This window comes from Dorea sp. Marseille-P4042, assembly GCF_900290215.1.
In the GTDB taxonomy this organism is placed as follows: domain Bacteria; phylum Bacillota; class Clostridia; order Lachnospirales; family Lachnospiraceae; genus Dorea; species Dorea formicigenerans.
In genome coordinates, this window is the sequence record NZ_OLMI01000002.1 from 192,990 (window position 1) to 212,144 (window position 19,155).

Sequence of the window (19,155 nt, forward strand, 5' to 3'; positions counted from 1 at the left end):
CCCTTGACATCGCACATCCGGCATCATCTTATCCCGCCAGCCATGCAAACCGCTCTATAAGTCTGATTATCTTGACAAATCCGACATTTTTATCTGTCCCACTTGTCTGCCAGATTATTAATCTGATTCTCGAACTTCATCAGTTCTTTGTTTGCAAGTCCTTCATTCTTATATACCACATCAAGCAGCCTCTTTGCCGCTGCGACCACTCTGTAAAATGCATTCTGCTTACGGATCTGTGCTGGTTTTTCCACTGCCTTTTTCGGTTCTTTAATTCCAACGGACAGGATTTCACCTGTAGCAAGATCCACACATCCTCCGGAATACGGTGCCATGGCCGGCCAGCCAAACTTTTCCGTAATTGCTTCTGCAAATGTATCCGTAACCTGATCTTCACCATGAACTACGAATACATGCTGCGGTGTGTTCTCAAATCCTGACAGCCAGTCTAAAAGTCCGTTCCGGTCTGCATGTCCGCTGATACCTTTCAGACTTTCGATCTTCGCATTGACTTCGACTGTCTCACCAAAAAGCTTGACGCATTCCGCACCCTCAATCAGCTTTCGCCCCAGTGTTCCCACCGCCTGATATCCTACAAAACAGATCGTACTTTCTTTTTTCCATAGATTGTGCTTCAAATGGTGTCGGATTCGTCCTGCCTCACACATTCCTGATGCCGATAAGATAACCTTCGGTTTTGTATCAAAATTGATCATCCGGGACTCATCACTTGTAATCGTTGTTTTTAAGCCCGGAAAAACAAGTGGATTGATTCCTTTCTCAATAATCGCAAGTGCATCCTCGTCAAAACAGGATTTTACATTCTTATTAAATACGTTCGTTGCTTCAATTGCCAACGGGCTATCCACATAAACCTCGAAATTCGGATAGTCCGGCAGCAAGTTTTTCTCCTTGATCTCACGGATAAAATACAGAAGTTCCTGTGTACGTCCCACTGCAAAGGACGGAACGACCACATTCCCTCCGCGGTCAAAAGTCTCCTTTAAAATTCTCGTAAACTCTCCGACATAATCCGGTCTTACATCCCCATGCACCCGGTCTCCATATGTAGATTCAATCAAAATATAATCTGCTTCTGTCACTTTCTTTGGATCCTTGATAATCGGCTGATCCAGATTTCCCACATCTCCGGAAAATACGATCTTTTTGGAAATGTCTCCCTCTGTGATCCACATCTCGATTGCCGCAGAGCCAAGAAGATGCCCTACATCCGTAAAACGAATGTCTATTCCGTCACACAGTGTAATTCTTTGATCATAATCACACGGTGCCAGCAATTTGATTGCTGCATCGGCATCCGCCATTGTATAGAGTGGCTCATATTCCGGTCCGCCGCTTCGCCTTGCTTTACGATTCCGCCATTCCGCCTCAAACTCTTGAATATGGGCGCTGTCACGCAGCATGATATTACACAGGTCTGATGTGGCAAATGTTGTTACGATTTCTCCATGAAATCCCTGTTTGCAGAGCATCGGAATCTTTCCGGAGTGATCGATATGTGCATGCGTCAGGAGAATATAATCTATATCTCCCGATGCAACCGGGATTTCCTGGTTCTCGTAAAGATCTGGCCCCTGCTCCATACCGCAGTCTACCAGAATGTTCTTTCCGCAGGCCTCAACAAGGTGGCAGCTGCCTGTCACTTCGTGGTCCGCTCCTATAAAAGTAAGCTTCATACACGTATCCCCTTTTTATTTTCATTCTACCACTTTTTCAGGAATACTTCACCATTTCTTTTCTCAGGCGCACCATAATTTTTTTCTCAAGTCTGGATATGTAGGACTGGGAAATCCCCAGCAGATCTGCCACCTCTTTTTGCGTCTTTTCCTCCCCGTCCACAGTTCCGATACCAAAGCGCATCTGTATGATGGAACGTTCTCTTGCTGACAACAGATTCAGTGCTTTTATCAGAATCTTCCTCTCTGCCTCCTGCTCCAGATCCTTATAAATCGTATCCTCCTCTGTGCCCAGAATATCTGACAGCAAGAGTTCATTTCCATCCCAGTCCACATTCAGCGGCTCATCGATCGACACTTCCAGTTTCGTTTTATTATTACGTCGCAGATACATTAAAATCTCGTTTTCAATACAGCGGGAAGCATAGGTCGCAAGTTTTATATTTTTCGTCGGGTTAAATGTATTAATTGCCTTGATCAATCCAATTGTTCCGATGGAAATAAGATCTTCCACTCCGATACCAGTATTATCAAATTTTTTCGCTATATAAACGACCAGGCGCAAATTATGTTCTATCAGAAGTTTCCTCGCCTCTTCGTCATGTGCACTTCCCAGATAACCGATTGCTCTCGCCTCATCATCTGCTTCTAACGGTGCAGGCAAAATGTCTGACCCTCCGATATAGTGTATCTCTCCTCCATCCGGAAATAAAAATGTCCGAAAATCCGGAATTACGTTTAACTGAAACTTTTTGGGCATAACTGCTTTCATTAACATATCTATTCCTCCATTTACAAATTAACTTTTTTATTTACTTATCAATCATTTCATAGCTTCCATTTTCACAGATGTCTTTCCATATTAAATCCACTATTTACTTCGACAATGACTATAAATACATTTTTCAATGTCCGATTTATTCTTCTGCCTGCTATAAATCATCAGGATTCAAGATCATGTCATATACATTGGAAAGCTTCTGTCTCTCACTGACTGCCACAAGTGGTTTTTCCACCCATTTTTCTTCCTTTTCACACTGACAACACAAACAATCCAGCATAAGGATCGGCATCGTACCATTTTCCTTTCCAATACTCTGATAGGTGATTACACGTTTACTTGAAAAATCTGTGCAGCCAAGTTTTTCGGCTATCTCTCCTGTAATTACATGAACCGGTCTTCCCGTCAACGAATCCCGCAACTTGTTTCCAGTGTCAATAATGGCATAAATCTCACATTCCCTTCCGTTTTGATACAGCCTGGCTCTACAGGAGCCAGCCATATTTTTATGAAAATAAGCCAGCAAATCCCATATTCCAAGACAAAGATGATATCCTGCAAGTGCAAGTATTAAAAACACTGCACCTCCACGAACGTATGGCTGAAATACATTCAGTATACCGCCCAGTAAAAATGCACTGACATACAGCAATATCCATGCTTTTATCAGAGTACGTTTTTCTTTTATCCCAAGTCCTGTTTTCAACAGACACATATTCATGACTCCGTGAAACAACACAAGCCTCCATATCTTTCCTCGCAAAAAGACCACAAATATGCAAGTCAGAAACGCACCGACCATTGCTCCCGCAATAATTCGCAGACGTCTGATCCGGCACTTAAGCATCTTTCCTACCATTAATAACAGGAAATAATCCATCAGAAAATTAATAAGAAAAAACAGATCTATGTACAGCTCATAGTGCATGTTCCACCTTCTTCCTCTTGTATACGCAATCGATTTTGTACTTTTGAGTGATTTTATTATACGTGTGACCACACGTAGATTTTGTCAGATAATGAAAGAAACAATTCAGTTTATTACGACAGGATTTTACGCATTATCCCTTCTTTTTCCATGTTTTTTCGCCATGTAATTTTATATGACATAATCCATGTATTTACCACAAATGAACGAATTTTTTATCGATGTGTTTTTACAATGATGAATAAAGAATGTGCCTTGGCATATTCTGGCGCCTGCGGCAGTCGTTTGCGACATCATCATTGTACGCCGCAGTGCGCATCCTGCCTGAGACTTTTTGTATATAATAGGAAATGCAATTTCCTATTATATACAAAAAGAGTCAAAGAAACTTATTCGTTTCTTTGACTCTTTTATTCATTCAATCTTGTATTCTAATATGAATTCCTATTTTTTAAAGAAATCCGGAATCTTGATAGACTGCTCTTTTACACGGCTTGTCGGAGTTCTCGGTGTCTCCATGGAAGGTGATGTTCCTCCAACTGTTCTTCTAGGAACTTCCGGCTCTTCCACTGTTCTGTTCACAGATCCCATACTCATATCAAGCTTTGGAGCTGCCTGCTGGCGAACCGGCTGTCTGTCATATGCAGAAGCATGTCCTGTATGTGTAGCCGTATGCCCCACATTTGCTGCCGGGCGCTGGCTTTCCAGTCTGGATTTTAATTTGGAAGCTGTACCTCCTACATTATGAAGTCCTGTTGCGATAACTGTGATCGTAGCCTCATCAGCCTTGGAATCATCATACATTGCACCAAAGATAATATTCGCATCTTCTCCGGCAAGATCCTGAACATACTCAGCTGCATCTGATGCATCCATAAGAGTGATATCTCCGGATACATTAATGATAACATGAGAAGCTCCGGCAATTGTTGTCTCCAGAAGAGGACTGGCAACTGCCTGTTTTACTGCCTCAAGCGCTTTATCGTCACCGCGTCCCATACCGATACCGATATGTGCGATTCCCTTGTCTGTCATAACAGTCTGAACATCTGCAAAGTCCAGGTTGATCAAGGATGGTACATTGATCAGGTCTGTGATACCCTGAATACCCTGCTGTAACACCTCATCAGCCTTCTTAAGTGCTTCCGGCATAGTTGTACGTCTATCAACAACCTCAAGAAGCTTATCATTTGGAATGACGATCAGTGTGTCTACACTTTCTTTTAATTTTTCAATTCCTGCAAGAGCATTGTTCATACGTGTCTTGGACTCAAAACGGAACGGTTTTGTTACAACTCCGACTGTCAGGGAACCCTGTTCCTTGGCAATACGTGCTACAACCGGTGTAGCTCCTGTTCCTGTTCCGCCACCCATACCACAGGTAACGAAGACCATGTCTGCTCCTTTTAATGCTGCTGCAATCTCTTCGGAACTTTCCTCTGCAGCTTTCTCACCAATCTCCGGTCTTGCTCCCGCACCAAGACCTTTGGTAATCTTATCTCCGATCTGTAAAAGTGTCGGAGCCTTACTTAACTGAAGTGCCTGTTTATCTGTATTAATTGCAATAAATTCCACACCGGCAATCTGCTCGTCGATCATTCGGTTCACAGCGTTGTTACCGCCGCCGCCGACTCCTACAACTATGATCTTAGCCGCTGCTTCTGACTCGTTGGTTTTAATTTCTAGCAAGGGTTTCTCCTCCTTTGTTATCCTTATTATACATTATACACCCATATATATTTCTATAATATAGACTTTTGTCCAAAATATCAATAGAATTTCATGACTTTTTCAATTTTTTTTGTTTTATCCTGCATCTTCCGGAAAAACTCCAATATCAAAAGTCGCTGTGTCACTCTCATCAGAAAAATTTTCCAGATGAAGCGTTCCTTCTTTTCCTTCCAGCTTTTCAAGAATCTTAGGAATCTGCGCAACTTTCACGGAAGTGACATCATTTCCAAGGCTCACACATACATTCCCGATGTACACATAAATTCTGTCAGAACGACACATAATCTTTTTGACAGACAACTCGTACTTTTTCATCTCTCTGGTAGCTTCCAGTATCTCCTGATAGATAATCGAACTTTTCTTTTTCAATTTGTGGTAAAGCTTAAGTTCGTCCGGATCCATACCGTCTACAAGCGGAATTCCATCTACCGGTACTTCCTCTACATCTACGACCATACCATCCTGGTCAAAATAGTAATACTTTCCATCCGAATCCATTACATATCCGATTCTTTCCTTCTCCTGAACTGTAATCTTAAGCGTCCACGGATTTTTAAGGCTTACCTTAATACTTTCAAAACAGTCCGGCTGTTTTCCATAACCGAGTTTATATTTTGCAAGCACATACAGCCCATTGACCGAATATTTATCGTTCTGAACAGATTTTACAATTTCTTCTGTACTGCAATAATCATTTCCCTTCACTTCTACTTTCTGGACATGAAACAAAATAAAAATTCCAAGTACAAAAATTAAAAAGGCAAAGAGCAATACAGAAAAAGCATAAACTCTATGTTTTCGTTTTTTCTTCTTTTTTTTCTTTTTCGGACGTCTTTCTGCATGATCTTGATAGTCGTCCAGGTATTCTTCCCTTTTCATTCACCCCTGCTCCTTATTCTGTAATCTCCTCTTCACAGTAACTTCCATTTTTCGAGACGCTTAGTACAAGCCCCATTTCTACCAGTAAAAATACAACTGAAGTTCCGCCATAACTAATGAATGGCAACGTAATTCCAGTATTGGGGATCGTGTTGGTCACGACCGCAATATTTAAGATGACCTGAATCATCATATGTGCCATTGCCCCGGAAGCAATCAATGCCCCAAACAGGTCTTTTGCCTGCGTTGCAATGACAAAAAAACGCCAGATCAGAAGTAGAAAAAGCATCAGAATAAAACATGCGCCAAATAATCCAAGTTCTTCACAAATGATGGAAAAAATCATATCATTTTGGGCTTCCGGTACAAAACCAAGCTTTTGAATACTCTGTCCCAGCCCTCTTCCAAATAATCCTCCACTCCCAATTGCATACAATCCCTGCAGAGTCTGATATCCCTTTTCATAAGCTTCCGGATTCTTCCAGACTGCAAGCCGTTCCAGCCGGTAGCTCTCCAAAGCAAGAAAGATTCCCATAAATCCTGCCCCGGCCGCTCCCAGAAAAACAAACTGCCCGTACTTTGGACTCGCCACAAAAATCAAAACGACTGCTATACTCAGAATAATGATTGCTGTGCTCAAGTTACTGGCTCCGACCAATCCTACTATCGGCAGCACGACTATCATGACTTTTATCAATGTCCGCATACGGTACATTTTTTTCACATTGCGTGTGACGTAAGAAGCCAGAAATAAAATAACCGCAACCTTTGCAAATTCCGATGGTTGAAATGACAGTGGACCAAGTGCAAGCCAGCGCTTGGAACCATTATACTCCCTGCCCACAAATATAACAGCAATCGATAAAAGCAGCGCCACAAGATAACAAAGCCACGCTATGTTCTTCAATCTGTGATAATCAAGCTGTGCAGTAAAAAACATTGCCAGAAGCCCAAGACTAGTCGCAAATACCTGCTTTTTCAGATAATAGGAACTGTCACAGAATTTCACTTCCCCATTATACGCACTTGTACTATACAGAATGATAAGACCTGACAGCACTAGGATTCCCAGTACTGTCAGGAGCGTATAATCGTATCTGCCTCTTGCTGCCATACGTGTCAATCCATTCGCACTCCTTATAAGGAATTTACAATCTCTTTAAATTTATCTCCACGTACTTCATAATTCGGGAACATGCCCCAGCTTGCACACGCCGGAGACAGAAGCACTGCATCTCCCGGCTCTGCCATCTCCACTGCAAGATTCATAGCTTCTTCAAATGTGTCCACATACACATAATCATGGAAATCACATTTTTCACAGTCTCTCGCAATCTTTTCTTTTGTCGCACCCATCAGGATCAGTTTCTTGACTTTTCCATCAAAATTGTTAATCCACTCTGTATACTCGGAATCTTTGTCGTATCCCCCGCCTAACAGGATTGTCGGCCGGCGCATTGCCTGGATTGCCTTAATTGCGGCATCCGGATTCGTTCCTTTAGAATCATTGTAATAAACAACTCCGTTTTTCTCAGCCACATATTCTATACGATGTGCGACTCCTTTAAATGCAAGAATTGCCTTCCTGATCGTCTCCATCGGAACGCCATAAACAGCTGCCATGCATACAGCTGCCATAACATTTTCATAATTGTGCGTTCCTAAAATCTGAAGTTCGTCAACATGGCAGACTTCGACTTCATCCGGATTCTTGTAAATAATTTTATCGTTATCCAGATAAATACCTTTTTCCAGCTTATGCTGACTGCTGAAGAACAGAACATGACACTTTAATGTCTCTGCGAATTTACGCATAACCGGCTCTTCATAGTTCAGAACACAATAATCGTCTTCTGTCTGATTTCTTGCAATGTTCTCCTTAGCAGCAATATAAGCTTCCATCGTATGATGCCGGTTCAAATGATCCGGTGTATAATTCAGGATCGCACTTACGTTTGGGCGGAATGACACGATACTCTCTAGCTGAAAACTACTCATCTCTGCCACGGCAATGGAATGCTCTGTCATAAGATCTGCTGCAACAGTATACGGATTCCCGATATTTCCAACTACGAACACATCATCCTGGTAAGCCTTCATGATCTCACCGAGAAGTGTTGTTGTTGTCGTCTTGCCATTCGTTCCGGTAATTGCAAGTACGTCTCCCTTACCAAATGTATATGCAAGTTCCACTTCTCCGATAACCGGAATCTCTTTTTCTTTCATCTTTAAAATAATCGGAAGATCTGTCGGTACACCCGGACTTAAGATCACCAGATCCAGCGTATTTAGAAGTTCCTCTGGAAAAGCACCGATTATGATCCGGGCTTTGCTTCCTTCCTGAAGCTTTGCGCGCACGTCTGCTTCAGTCAGTTTTTCATTTCCGTCATAGAGCACCACATCCGCTCCATTCTCTTCCAGTAATTTCACTGCCCCGATTCCACTGATTCCAGAACCGAATACCAGCACTTTCTTTCCTGCTACTACCATTTTATCTTCCTCCTGCATTCATACCCAATCTCGCGATTCGGTATTTTCATATTTTCTCTCTACTTCACGTAATGCCTCGGCTCCGTGCTTTGGACTTTTGAGATTTGGCATCATTACATGGCCATCAGTGCGATCAGACACAGAAGTGCTGTAATAATGGAAAATACAGCGACGACTCTTGTTTCTGACCAGCCACATAATTCAAAATGATGATGAATCGGAGCCATTTTGAAAAATCTCTTTCCACCTGTCTTTTTAAAGTAAGTTACCTGAATCATAACAGATAATACTTCTACCAGATAAATGAGTCCGACAATCACAATAAAAATCGGCATCTGGAGCATATAAGCTGCGGACGCAACAAAACCGCCCAGTGCCAGAGATCCTGTATCTCCCATAAACACACTTGCCGGATACACATTAAACAATAGAAACCCAAGCAATGCACCTACAACTGCACATGTAATCGGCTCAATTCCACTCTTTGTTCCAACTGCAACAACTGTAAAAAATGTTGCTACCAGAACAGTCACGCTTGAAGCAAGACCATCCAGACCATCTGTAAAATTTGTTCCGTTAACAGTACCAATCACGACAAAGAACATCAAAGGAATCGCAAGCCAGCCGATATCCAGATACTTTCCACCAGAGAACGGAATCAGCATTGCAAGAGAAACTCCACTGTACTTTACCATATAAAACGCAAAAATTGCTGTCACAACAATCTGAAGTGCCATTTTCTGCTTTGGATATAAACCATCAGAACGTTTCATAACAACTTTCAGATAATCGTCTAAAAATCCAATCAGACCGAATCCAAGTGTCAGAAACAAGATTGGGATAATCTTCGGATAGTCTTTAATATAAAATACGGATGTGATCACAACACTAAGCAGGATCATAACTCCTCCCATAGTCGGAGTTCCTGCTTTTTTCAAATGAGACTTCACACCATCCTCGCGTTCTGTCTGATCCATTTTAAGTCTTCTCAGCACCGGAATGATCAAAGGCCCCATAACCGCACTCAGTGCAAATGCAATAATCACCGGTAAAAATATCGTATAATCCATAACACACCTCTTCATTTCTTTTGTTCATTTTGCTTTAGTTAGTATACTGCATTTCGACGTCTTTTTCAATGCCAAGATACGGGAATATGTTGTCAAATATATCCCGTATCACCGGAGCTGCGATGGTCCCTCCGTAGTATACACCCTGTGGGTTATAAATGACACACATGCCGAGAATCTGCGGATTGGCAGCCGGTGCAAACCCTATAAAAGAAGAAATATACTTATTCGCACTTCTTGGAAGCGTCTGAGACGTAGCTGTCTTTCCACCAATATGGTATCCTTCGATCTTTGCATTTTTCCCGGATCCCTCTGACACAACACTTTCCAGCAATGCCTGCATCGTCCTGGAAGTTTCTTCCGACACGATTTGCTTTCCATCGTCATATTTTAATTCCCGCACTGTCTCTTTATCTTTGTCCAGTATCCGGACTCCAAAATGTGGTGTCACGCGCTTTCCACCATTGACCAGAGCACTCACGGTCGCTGCCATCTGAATCGGTGTCACTTGAAAGGACTGACCGAAACTCATGGTCGCAAGCTCCACTTGACCAATATTTTCTTCCTTATGCATAATCGTTGCTGCTTCCCCCGGAAGATCTACTCCCGTCTTTCCAAGAAGCCCGAACTGTTCAAAATAATCACAGAATCGTCCTGTTCCCAATCTCAGTCCAATGTCAATAAATACCGGATTACAGGAATTCTGTATCCCTTGTACAAATGTTTCAGCTCCATGTCCCCCTACTTTGTGACACCGGATTTTCCGGTCTTCCACGATCCGGTAGCCCGGACAGGAAAATGTATCTGAAAGAGATACCACCCTTTCTTCCAGACAGGCTGACGCCGTAATGATTTTAAAAGTGGAACCCGGCTCATATGTATCATTGATGCATCCATTTCTCCACATCTGATTCAAAGCTTCTTTTGATTTCTCTGAAATTTTCTGATCCTGCTTCAATGTAAATGGTTCGTTCAGATCAAATTCCGGTACATTTACCATGGCAAGGATTTCTCCGTTTTGTGGATTCATAAGAAGAATCGCAACCTTATCCGCCTGTTTTTCTTCCATGACTTTTTCTGCCATCTGTTGGGCGTACATCTGAATATTATAGTCCATACTGATTTGAAGTGTCTTGCCTGCCACCGGTTCTACCCGGTCTTCAGCTACACCCTCCAATTCAATACCTCTTGCATCTGTCGTTGTCAGAATCCTGCCGTTACTCCCCTTTAGGTAATCTTCGTATCTCACTTCCAGTCCTATGATTCCCTGATTATCACCACCGGTAAATCCAATCACCTTCGAAGCAAGCTCATTATACGGATAGTACCGTTTAAAATCTTCATCCACTTTCACTCCGGCAAGTTCCATTTCCCGTATCTTATCCCCTGTCTCCTTATCAACATTCGTTTTAATCCGTTCCATGGAAGACACCTTCTCCACCCGCTTTCTAATTTCCGCTTCCTCCATGCCCAGACATTTGCTCAGTTTTTTTATCACCACCTCTGGTTCCTTAATCTGGCTATGTATGACCGAAATTGTACACACCGTCCGGTTTGTTGCCAGCACTGTACCATTCGTATCGATAATTTCTCCTCTGGCTGCCTTAATCTTTCGTTCCCGCTCGTGAAGATCTTCCGCTTTTTTCTGATAATACTCCGCATCAAAAACCATCAGATAGACCATTCGTCCTATCAGACCCAAAATCATCAAAAGTGCCGCCAAAAACACAATCATAATTTTCCTTTTATTATATGTTTTATTTCTCAATACAAAAAACCTCAGAAGCGCTGTTTTTATCAATTTATTAGGACACTTCCGAGGTTATTCATTTTCATATTTAATTTTTCCTGTTAATTTTCAAATATATCTATTCTCCGTCACCGGACTCTGTTGCCATGTCATCTGGTGTATCACCACTGCTGTCACTGCTCGCACTGCTATTAGATGATTTTGCATCTGCTGCCTTAGCATCTGCAGATTTTTCTACTCCGAGATACGGGAATATCTCTGTCATAATCTGAGATGCCATTGTCGTTGCCAGTTTACTGTTTGCCTGATTGTCCACATTTGGCTCGTCAATCACAACGTAGACCATGACCTGTGGATTTTCCTGTGGTGCATATCCAATAAAAGAGACCAGATACTTTCCATTTCCTCTTGGCAGTTTTTCCGCAGTTCCAGTCTTACCTCCAACGTCATAACCTTCTACTGCCGCAGTCTTAGCTGTTCCTTCTTCCACAACTCCAAGCATATAATCTTTGATAATATCACTCGTCTCCTTAGAAATGGTATGTCTTACAAGAACCGGATCTTTATTTTCCGTCACATTTCCATTTTCATCCTGAATCTGCTTTACCACATGTGGCTCATAGTAATTTCCGCCGTTGATCAGTGAACAAAACGATGCTGCAAGCTGAGTCATTGTAACATTAAAGTTCTGTCCAAACGCGTTGGTAGCCAGCGTAGAGGAATCCATATCCTCTAGTGAGTATAAAAGTCCTGCTGCTTCTCCCGGAAGATCAATTCCAGTAGACTGTCCAAATCCAAACAACTGCTGATATCTTACAAACTGCTCTTTTCCTATTGCTGAACCGATCTGCATCAGTGCAACATTACAGGAATTTTCCAAAGCTACTTTTAATGACTGTGTTCCATGTCCATTACGGTTACTACAGTGAATATCATGGTCTCCTACGTGAAGAACACCATTGCAGACATAACTTTCATCTCCGGTCAGCACTCCAAGATCCAGACCTTCCGATATGGTAAACGGTTTAAATGTGGAACCTGGCTCATATCCACTGCTGATGCAGAAATTATTCCAAAGTGAATTCAGTTCTTTGACTTTCTCCTCATCAGACAGTGCTGCCAGTTCTTCTTCTGTGTGTAGTTTTGTCAGATCACGTGGATTGTTGAGATCATAATTCGGATAAGTTGCCTCCGCAAGAATCTCTCCATTTTGCGGATTCATAACCATAACTGCTGTATTCTTACTTCCAAGTGTCGTACCGGAACTGTTCTCCTCGTTGAACTGTGTAATATATTTTTCCACTACACTCTGTACCTGAAGATCAATTGTTGACACAACCGTATCTCCGTTTTGGGCTTCCTTCACTGTCTTTTCATAGGATGAATCTTCGCTCAAATATCCATATTCTCTGCCATCTGTACCATTTAAAATGGAATTATAAGAAGCCTCGATTCCATTACTTCCCACATTTCCAGACACGGTAAAGCCAATCACATCACTGGCCAGTGTATTATACGGATATGTTCTCACATAATCCTCTTCCAGCCAGATTCCATTGACATTCGGATAATTCTCATCATCCTCATCTATCTTTTCGAACTCCTGAGCCTTTTCATAACTGACACCCTTTTTCATAATCAGATAACGGCTGTTCGGATTCTCCTCCACTTGATCTTCCACGTCACTTTTATCAAGTCCAAAACAGTCTGCCAACACCTGAATTGTCGGGTCAACATATTTTTCATCACTGTTCATGACCTTTGCATCCAGAATCACATTGTATACGCGCTGGCTTGTTGCAAGCTTCGTGCCATTCCGGTCTACAATATCACCTCGTTTAAATGGAATCGTTCTACTCTGATACTGTTGCTGATCCAGCACGATTTTAGAATATTTATCCCCGTTAAAAGCATTGATATATGTAATTCTTCCTACCAATAAAGCAAAAGCCAGTACAATCCCCACGAAGAGTAATACTAGCTTTTTTTGCATAAGTTTTGTAAATTTTTTTCGAAATTTGTTTTTTCTTGGTCTTCTTGCCATTCTATCACCTATTTCGCATTCTTATCAGACTGGGCAAGTACTCCATCCTCCGGAATTCCTTCGTATTGCTTCACATAATCTCCAGAAGGGCTGTCATATTCAATCACCTGATCAGAAGTCGCATATACCATACCAAGTTCATTCATAGCTTTCTCTCGGATTTCATCTAAATTTACAGAATCCATCACTGAATTATACTTCGTATTGTTCTGCTCCTTCAAATCTGCAAGCTCCTTCTGCAAGGAACTTACTTCTTTTGAATGACTTGTAATTCTTGACTGCATCTGCACATAATTCACGCACAGAATCAGTGCAAATATTGCTGCCACCGCAAGAAATGTTACATAAGCACGGTTCATAGCCAGAGCCTTTTTTCGGTTTTGGCTGACCCGTCTGCTTACATTCTTCTTTCTCTTTGGAGCACTCGTTCGTCTCTGTGGCTCATATGACGGCTTTGTCACAACATTGCCATACACATACTGTCCCTGTCTGTTCACTCTATTCTTTTGTGTATGCACGGATCTTCCCGCTGCCATAATACTCACCTCAATTATCTATCCGCCGATTTTAGCAATGTTCAAAAATACGAAGCTTCGCACTCTTAGATCTGCTGTTGTACTCAAGTTCCTCTTCACTTGGCAGAATCGGCTTCTTTGTTATAATACTCCCTTTTGATTTTTTTCCACATACGCAAACCGGAAAGTCCGGTGGACAAGTACATGGATTTTCATTCTTTCGGAACGCACTCTTCACAATACGATCCTCCAACGAATGAAATGTAATAATGCATAATCTCCCACCCGGATTCAGCAGATCGATCATATCGTCCAGCGAATCGCGTAACACATCAAGTTCTCTGTTCAACTCGATGCGTATTGCCTGAAACGTCCTCTTTGCAGGATGTCCAGACTTTTTCTGAAACTTCATAGGAATTGATGCACGGATAATCTCCGACAATTCCGCTGTCGTCTCTACAGGCTTCACCGCGCGAGCCTGCACAATGTGCTTGGCTATGTTCTTCGCGAACTTGTCCTCCCCGTAATCGCGAATCACTCGGTAAAGATCTGCTTCTGTGTAGTCATTGACGATGTCTCTGGCCGTCATCTTCTGACGTGTATCCATTCTCATATCCAGAGGTGCATCTTCCCGATAGGAGAATCCCCGTTCTGCCGTATCAAGCTGATATGATGATACGCCCAGATCAAGCACGATCCCATCTACTTTGTCAATTCCCAGTTCATGAAGCTTTGACTTCATATCACAATAGTTGCTCCGGACTATTGTAACCTTCTCCCCGAAGTCTTTTAATCGGGCACTTGCAGCCTCGATTGCTGCAGCGTCCTGGTCTATTCCTACAATACTCCCCTTTTCTCCGAGACGTCTGCACACTTCGTATGCATGTCCGCCTCCACCGAGCGTTCCATCTACATAGATTCCGTCCGGCTTAATGTTCAGTCCGTCAATTGTCTCATTTAGTAATACTGATTTGTGTTTGAATTCCATATCTTCTCCCTCTAGATACTGAACCCGCTTGCTTCCATATCCGATGCAATCTCTTCAATGTTAAGCTCCACTTCAGCATTCTTTTCATCCCATCTGACCTTGTCCCATATCTCGGCACGCTTCCCCATACCGACAAACACAACTTCCTTATCAAGTTTTGCATAGGTTCTGAGCACAGAAGGAATCAGAGTACGACCTTGTTTATCAAGTTCGCCGTCTGCTGCGCTTCCCTGAAAGAAATAGGCAAAAGCGCGGGCTTTCTTATCTGTAGTGGTTGGTAATGCATTGAGTTTCTTTTCGAAGTCGTTCCATTCATCTTCCGGATATACATAAAGGCAATTTTCCATTCCTTTTGTTATGACGAAATTCTCCCCTAAATCGTCACGAAACTTTGCAGGAATGATCAATCTTCCCTTTGCGTCAATATTATGACTGTACTCTCCTTTCAACATGAAACTCACCTTCTCTCCCATGGCGGATATTTTCTCCACATCTCCACCACTTTGTACCACTCATCACCACTTTCTACCACTTGAAACCATTGTAAAACACTTTTCCACCTATTTCAAGCACTTTTTCCTGTTTTGCGTAAAAAAAAGAGAACTGAATTTCTTCAGTTCTCTGATTTATCTTCTAATATGCAATTTCACTTCTTATCTGTATACCCTCTATCTGTTACTCAGCTGTTGTTGCTGCAGTGGCAATCTCCTGATTAAATGTATCTACAGACTGATAATTCACTTCCGCTTCTTTCACCGGTCTGCTGGACTCATACATATTGTAAGCAGAATATCCAATCCACACAACAAGCGCTGCTGCTACAACTGCCACCGCACACTTGCGAAGTCTGTTGGCAACCTTCTCCTTGCGCATGACTTTCTTTCTGTTTGCTTTTTCTTCTTTATATCTGTCCACTTTTGCCTGGCTCATAATTCAAATGCTCCTTGTCTATGTTCGCTTTTCATATTGTAGCACATCCCACGCATTTGTACAACCAGATTTTGCTATCAAAGCCTGAGTTGTAAAGCCTGAGTCCTGCGAATCCTACACAACTACAATGATACCGCCGTCGTTAGCATACATACTACTGATTCCTGCCGTATCCACAACAATCACATCTTTAAATGTTGCATATTTCACCAACAGCTCTTTAAATGCTTCTGCGCGTTCCGGACAGTTACAATGGGAAATTGCAAGTATCTTATTCTGTGGATCTGACATCTCAGCCAGCACACTTTCTGCCATCTTACCAAGGGCTTTTTTCATGCCACGCCCCTGTCCGATCTGATAAATGTTTCCTTCCGGAGTTGAGCCCATGACCGGCTTAATATTCAGAGCCGTCGCAACAAACGCCTTAATTCCTGTCAATCTTCCGTTCTTTCTCAATGTGTCCAGTGTCTCCAGCACAAAATATGTATGCTGGGATTCGATGTATGCTTCCACCGTCTCTATGACCTGTTCATATGTCATACCCTGCTCCTCGCATTCACGGATCTTCAACGCAATCAACGTCTCTCCAATCGATGCAGAACACGAATTAAAAACATGGATATTCTTCTCGCCGTGCTCCTCATGATACAAATTCATGCCAAGAACTGCGCTGTTATAAGAACCACTCAGTTCTGCTGACAATGTCACTGCGTACACCCGATCCACATCACAGTCATACTTTTCCATATATTTTTCCGGTGATGGACAAGAAGACTTGGGACATTCTGCTGCTTCTGCCACGTATTGCAAGAACTGCTTCTGGTCAAATGTCTCATCATCTACAATCTGGTGTCCCCCTACTTCTATTGTCAATGACGCTATCTCAAAAATACCGGAAGCTTTCATCTCCGGTGTTAATTCTCCACAACTATCCACAATCACTTTATAACTCATACTTGCCTCCCGACTTAGTATCTTATCTATATCTCAAAGACACGTGTTCATTTCTATTATATGTAGTTTCTATTACTACATTAGTAATATAGCACATTTATTATAGAAAGAAAAGAAATATTTATATTTTAATTTTTCTTGATACTCCAAGAGCTATTCCCATTTCTGCCATCAGGAAGAGAACCGACGTACCTCCATAACTGATAAGCGGTAATGTAATTCCCGTATTGGGAATAACATTAGTCACAACCGCTACATTTAATATGACCTGAAGTGCAATATGAGCAAAAATTCCAGTTACAATCATATAACCATACACATCTGGCGCATTCTGGGCAATAAACAACAGTCTGTATAAAAGCAATCCAAAAATCACAAGGATCATAATAACACCAAACACTCCCAGTTCCTCACAGATTGCTGACAAAATCATGTCATTTTGCACCTCTGGAATGATCATTTTCTGAGCACTGTTTCCTAACCCTTTTCCAAAGAATCCGCCAGAACCGATTGCGTACAGTCCCTGCAAAGTCTGATAACTTCCGTCTGAAGCATATTTTTCCGGGTGCAGCCATGCAATGACACGGCGAAGTCGGAAGCTTGTACTTGTCTCCAGAGTCTTCGACAAAACAAACACTCCCACTGAGGCCACTACCACACCGGCTCCAACAAGCATCAGAAACGGTTTCGTCTTTGGGTGCATAACAAAAATAAGAATACATGTAATTCCAAGTACAATCATACCTGTACTTAGGTTATCTGTAAGAATATATACGCACGCAGCATTGAATCCACCCCAAGCCAGTGTCTTCAAAATACCATTCAGAGTCTTTGCCTCTTTACCAAGTTCAATAATCACTACCGGTATAAACAAAATTACTGCGATTTTTGCAACCTCTGCCGGCTGGAACTGCTGATTTCTCGGAAGTCTCAACCACCTTCTCGCTCCATTGACCGTCTTTCCGAGCGGCGTCTTAACTAACGCCATCAGAAAAATTGAAAACCAATACAACGGTTTCGCCAATTTAATATAGTAATGATAATCTATTGTTGATACGATTATCATTCCCCAAAAACCAACCACACAGAAAATCAACTGGCGCTTTAAATAGAACATACTGTCCCCTTGTTTTATCAGGGCACTATAAGAACTGGTACTAAATAGCATTACCAATCCAAAACAAATCATAAAAATCAGAACAGCTAACATACTGTAGTCAAAATACTGGTCTGCACTCTTAACATTCCTTGTATTTCTTTTTTTCTTTTTTCTTTCTGCCATTTTTTATACTCTCCAATCGTTTCTATTATAACGGGACACGCTTTCAAAAACAACAGATAATTCATGAGTACAGTAAATTCACAGTTTTTCAGATTGAAACATAATATGATAGTGCAATCAGTTATGAAAGGAATATGGAAAATGCAAAATTACCGTTATCGCTCACCAGGAAATTCCAGAGGCTGTATGAGACAGCCAGATTCCAGTCGAGAATTATGTGCAGGTATAGCATTAGATCAAATGCCTGTGACTATGGCCTATGTACCATGGACGAAATGGCGAAATATTTATGAGGCTGAAAAAGGATTACGAAGAGGAACTATTTTTCAGGATCTGGATAAACCTTTCCGTGGAATAGGAGGTTGTCAAAATGGCAGATAACAGACCTTGCAAAGCAGAGCTTCTGGACTGGATCAACACTGTGAGTTTTGTATGCGATGATACAAAATTGTTTCTGGACACTCACCCATGTACCACAGAAGCCTTAGAATTTTACGAGGAATTTAAAAATCAAAGAATGCAGGCACTTCAGGAATATGCAAAGTATTATGGTCCATTGACACTGGATACCATGTGTACTCCTGCTGATAAGTGGAAATGGATTGATACACCGTGGCCGTGGCAGGAAGGAGGGTGCTAGTCTATGTGGAATTATGAAAAAAGATTACAGTATCCGGTGAAAATCACAAAAACAAACCCAAAGATCGCACAAGTTATAATATCACAATTCGGTGGTCCAGATGGAGAGTTGGCTGCATCTATGAGATATTTGTCTCAAAGATATACGATGCCGTATAAGGAAGTAACAGGCACATTAACTGATATTGGAACGGAAGAACTGGCCCATATGGAAATCGTGTGTGCTATAGTGTATCAATTAACCAGAGATTTAACTCCAGAACAGTTAAAAGAATCGGGATTTGATAAGTATTATGTTGATCACACATTAGCTCTTTGGCCTCAAGCTGCCAGCGGAGCTCCTTGGACCGCTACCTATTTTCAATCTAAAGGAGATCCAATAACTGATTTGCACGAAGATATGGCAGCTGATGGTACGATTGTGTAAAGACAACATTGAGGTTTTAAAAGATAGTTCCCGATAATCTGGCATACTAG

At 41.9% G+C, this 19,155-nt stretch carries 18 protein-coding genes and 1 pseudogene; 3 read left to right on the top strand and 16 right to left on the bottom strand.

From position 1 onward, the window contains the following. Positions 1 to 89: 89 nt before the first annotated feature. The 16 genes from C7E02_RS06335 to C7E02_RS06410 all read right to left on the bottom strand — a co-directional run bounded on the left by C7E02_RS06335 (position 90) and on the right by C7E02_RS06410 (position 18,039). Entirely contained in the window at positions 90 to 1,697 is a 1,608-nt protein-coding gene (locus C7E02_RS06335; RefSeq protein WP_005331618.1) for an MBL fold metallo-hydrolase RNA specificity domain-containing protein, read from the bottom strand. Positions 1,698 to 1,734: 37 nt separating this feature from the next. After that, the gene (sigE, locus tag C7E02_RS06340; protein ID WP_005331619.1) at positions 1,735 to 2,475 is read right to left on the bottom strand and encodes an RNA polymerase sporulation sigma factor SigE; all 741 of its coding nucleotides are present in this window, start codon (positions 2,473 to 2,475) and stop codon (positions 1,735 to 1,737) included. A gap of 154 nt (positions 2,476 to 2,629) precedes the next feature. Beyond that, positions 2,630 to 3,406: a sigma-E processing peptidase SpoIIGA gene (locus tag C7E02_RS06345; RefSeq protein WP_005337775.1), complete on the bottom strand. Its 777-nt coding sequence runs from the start codon at positions 3,404 to 3,406 to the stop codon at positions 2,630 to 2,632. A 444-nt stretch (positions 3,407 to 3,850) separates the two neighbouring features. Next, complete coding sequence (ftsZ, locus tag C7E02_RS06350; RefSeq protein ID WP_005331622.1) at positions 3,851 to 5,095, bottom strand: cell division protein FtsZ; 1,245 nt, start codon at positions 5,093 to 5,095, stop codon at positions 3,851 to 3,853. Positions 5,096 to 5,212: 117 nt separating this feature from the next. Next, positions 5,213 to 6,016, bottom strand: a complete 804-nt coding sequence (locus tag C7E02_RS06355; RefSeq protein ID WP_105309094.1) for a cell division protein FtsQ/DivIB — start codon at positions 6,014 to 6,016, stop codon at positions 5,213 to 5,215. A gap of 13 nt (positions 6,017 to 6,029) precedes the next feature. Then, positions 6,030 to 7,139: an FtsW/RodA/SpoVE family cell cycle protein gene (locus tag C7E02_RS06360; RefSeq protein ID WP_022279781.1), complete on the bottom strand. Its 1,110-nt coding sequence runs from the start codon at positions 7,137 to 7,139 to the stop codon at positions 6,030 to 6,032. Between the two features lie 14 nt (positions 7,140 to 7,153). Further along, positions 7,154 to 8,506, bottom strand: coding sequence for a UDP-N-acetylmuramoyl-L-alanine--D-glutamate ligase (murD, locus tag C7E02_RS06365; RefSeq protein WP_005337781.1), 1,353 nt, complete (start codon positions 8,504 to 8,506; stop codon positions 7,154 to 7,156). Between the two features lie 113 nt (positions 8,507 to 8,619). Continuing rightward, a complete protein-coding gene (mraY, locus tag C7E02_RS06370) occupies positions 8,620 to 9,576 on the bottom strand; it encodes a phospho-N-acetylmuramoyl-pentapeptide-transferase (RefSeq protein WP_040015341.1) in 957 nt (318 codons plus the stop codon). A 34-nt stretch (positions 9,577 to 9,610) separates the two neighbouring features. Further along, on the bottom strand, positions 9,611 to 11,344 hold the full coding sequence (locus tag C7E02_RS06375; protein WP_203226949.1) for a peptidoglycan D,D-transpeptidase FtsI family protein: 1,734 nt from the start codon (positions 11,342 to 11,344) through the stop codon (positions 9,611 to 9,613). A gap of 100 nt (positions 11,345 to 11,444) precedes the next feature. Beyond that, positions 11,445 to 13,370, bottom strand: coding sequence for a peptidoglycan D,D-transpeptidase FtsI family protein (locus tag C7E02_RS06380; protein WP_105309096.1), 1,926 nt, complete (start codon positions 13,368 to 13,370; stop codon positions 11,445 to 11,447). 8 nt (positions 13,371 to 13,378) lie between these two features. Further along, on the bottom strand, positions 13,379 to 13,906 hold the full coding sequence (locus C7E02_RS06385) for a hypothetical protein (RefSeq protein WP_022279778.1): 528 nt from the start codon (positions 13,904 to 13,906) through the stop codon (positions 13,379 to 13,381). A 31-nt stretch (positions 13,907 to 13,937) separates the two neighbouring features. Continuing rightward, positions 13,938 to 14,873 carry a 16S rRNA (cytosine(1402)-N(4))-methyltransferase RsmH gene (gene rsmH, locus C7E02_RS06390; RefSeq protein WP_005331632.1) on the bottom strand — a complete coding sequence of 312 codons (936 nt, stop codon included), beginning with the start codon at positions 14,871 to 14,873 and terminating at the stop codon, positions 13,938 to 13,940. 11 nt (positions 14,874 to 14,884) lie between these two features. Next, positions 14,885 to 15,325, bottom strand: coding sequence for a division/cell wall cluster transcriptional repressor MraZ (gene mraZ / locus C7E02_RS06395; protein WP_105309807.1), 441 nt, complete (start codon positions 15,323 to 15,325; stop codon positions 14,885 to 14,887). A 223-nt stretch (positions 15,326 to 15,548) separates the two neighbouring features. After that, the gene (locus C7E02_RS06400) at positions 15,549 to 15,803 is read right to left on the bottom strand and encodes a hypothetical protein (RefSeq protein ID WP_005337796.1); all 255 of its coding nucleotides are present in this window, start codon (positions 15,801 to 15,803) and stop codon (positions 15,549 to 15,551) included. Positions 15,804 to 15,917: 114 nt separating this feature from the next. Further along, a complete protein-coding gene (locus tag C7E02_RS06405; RefSeq protein WP_105309097.1) occupies positions 15,918 to 16,757 on the bottom strand; it encodes a DegV family protein in 840 nt (279 codons plus the stop codon). Between the two features lie 121 nt (positions 16,758 to 16,878). Further along, positions 16,879 to 18,039 carry an FtsW/RodA/SpoVE family cell cycle protein gene (locus tag C7E02_RS06410; RefSeq protein WP_105309098.1) on the bottom strand — a complete coding sequence of 387 codons (1,161 nt, stop codon included), beginning with the start codon at positions 18,037 to 18,039 and terminating at the stop codon, positions 16,879 to 16,881. A 186-nt stretch (positions 18,040 to 18,225) separates the two neighbouring features. On the opposite strand from C7E02_RS06410, the gene C7E02_RS06415 reads away from it, so the two are divergent. From C7E02_RS06415 to C7E02_RS06425, 3 genes and pseudogenes are all read left to right on the top strand, one after another. After that, positions 18,226 to 18,420: a spore coat associated protein CotJA gene (locus C7E02_RS06415; protein WP_044911804.1), complete on the top strand. Its 195-nt coding sequence runs from the start codon at positions 18,226 to 18,228 to the stop codon at positions 18,418 to 18,420. Further along, positions 18,410 to 18,679 carry a spore coat protein CotJB gene (locus C7E02_RS06420; protein WP_105309099.1) on the top strand — a complete coding sequence of 90 codons (270 nt, stop codon included), beginning with the start codon at positions 18,410 to 18,412 and terminating at the stop codon, positions 18,677 to 18,679. Before C7E02_RS06415 ends, C7E02_RS06420 begins: the two co-directional genes overlap by 11 nt. A 3-nt stretch (positions 18,680 to 18,682) precedes the next feature. Continuing rightward, positions 18,683 to 19,090 (top strand): annotated as a pseudogene (locus C7E02_RS06425) (manganese catalase family protein); the annotation flags it as partial. Between the last annotated feature and the right edge of the window lie 65 nt (positions 19,091 to 19,155).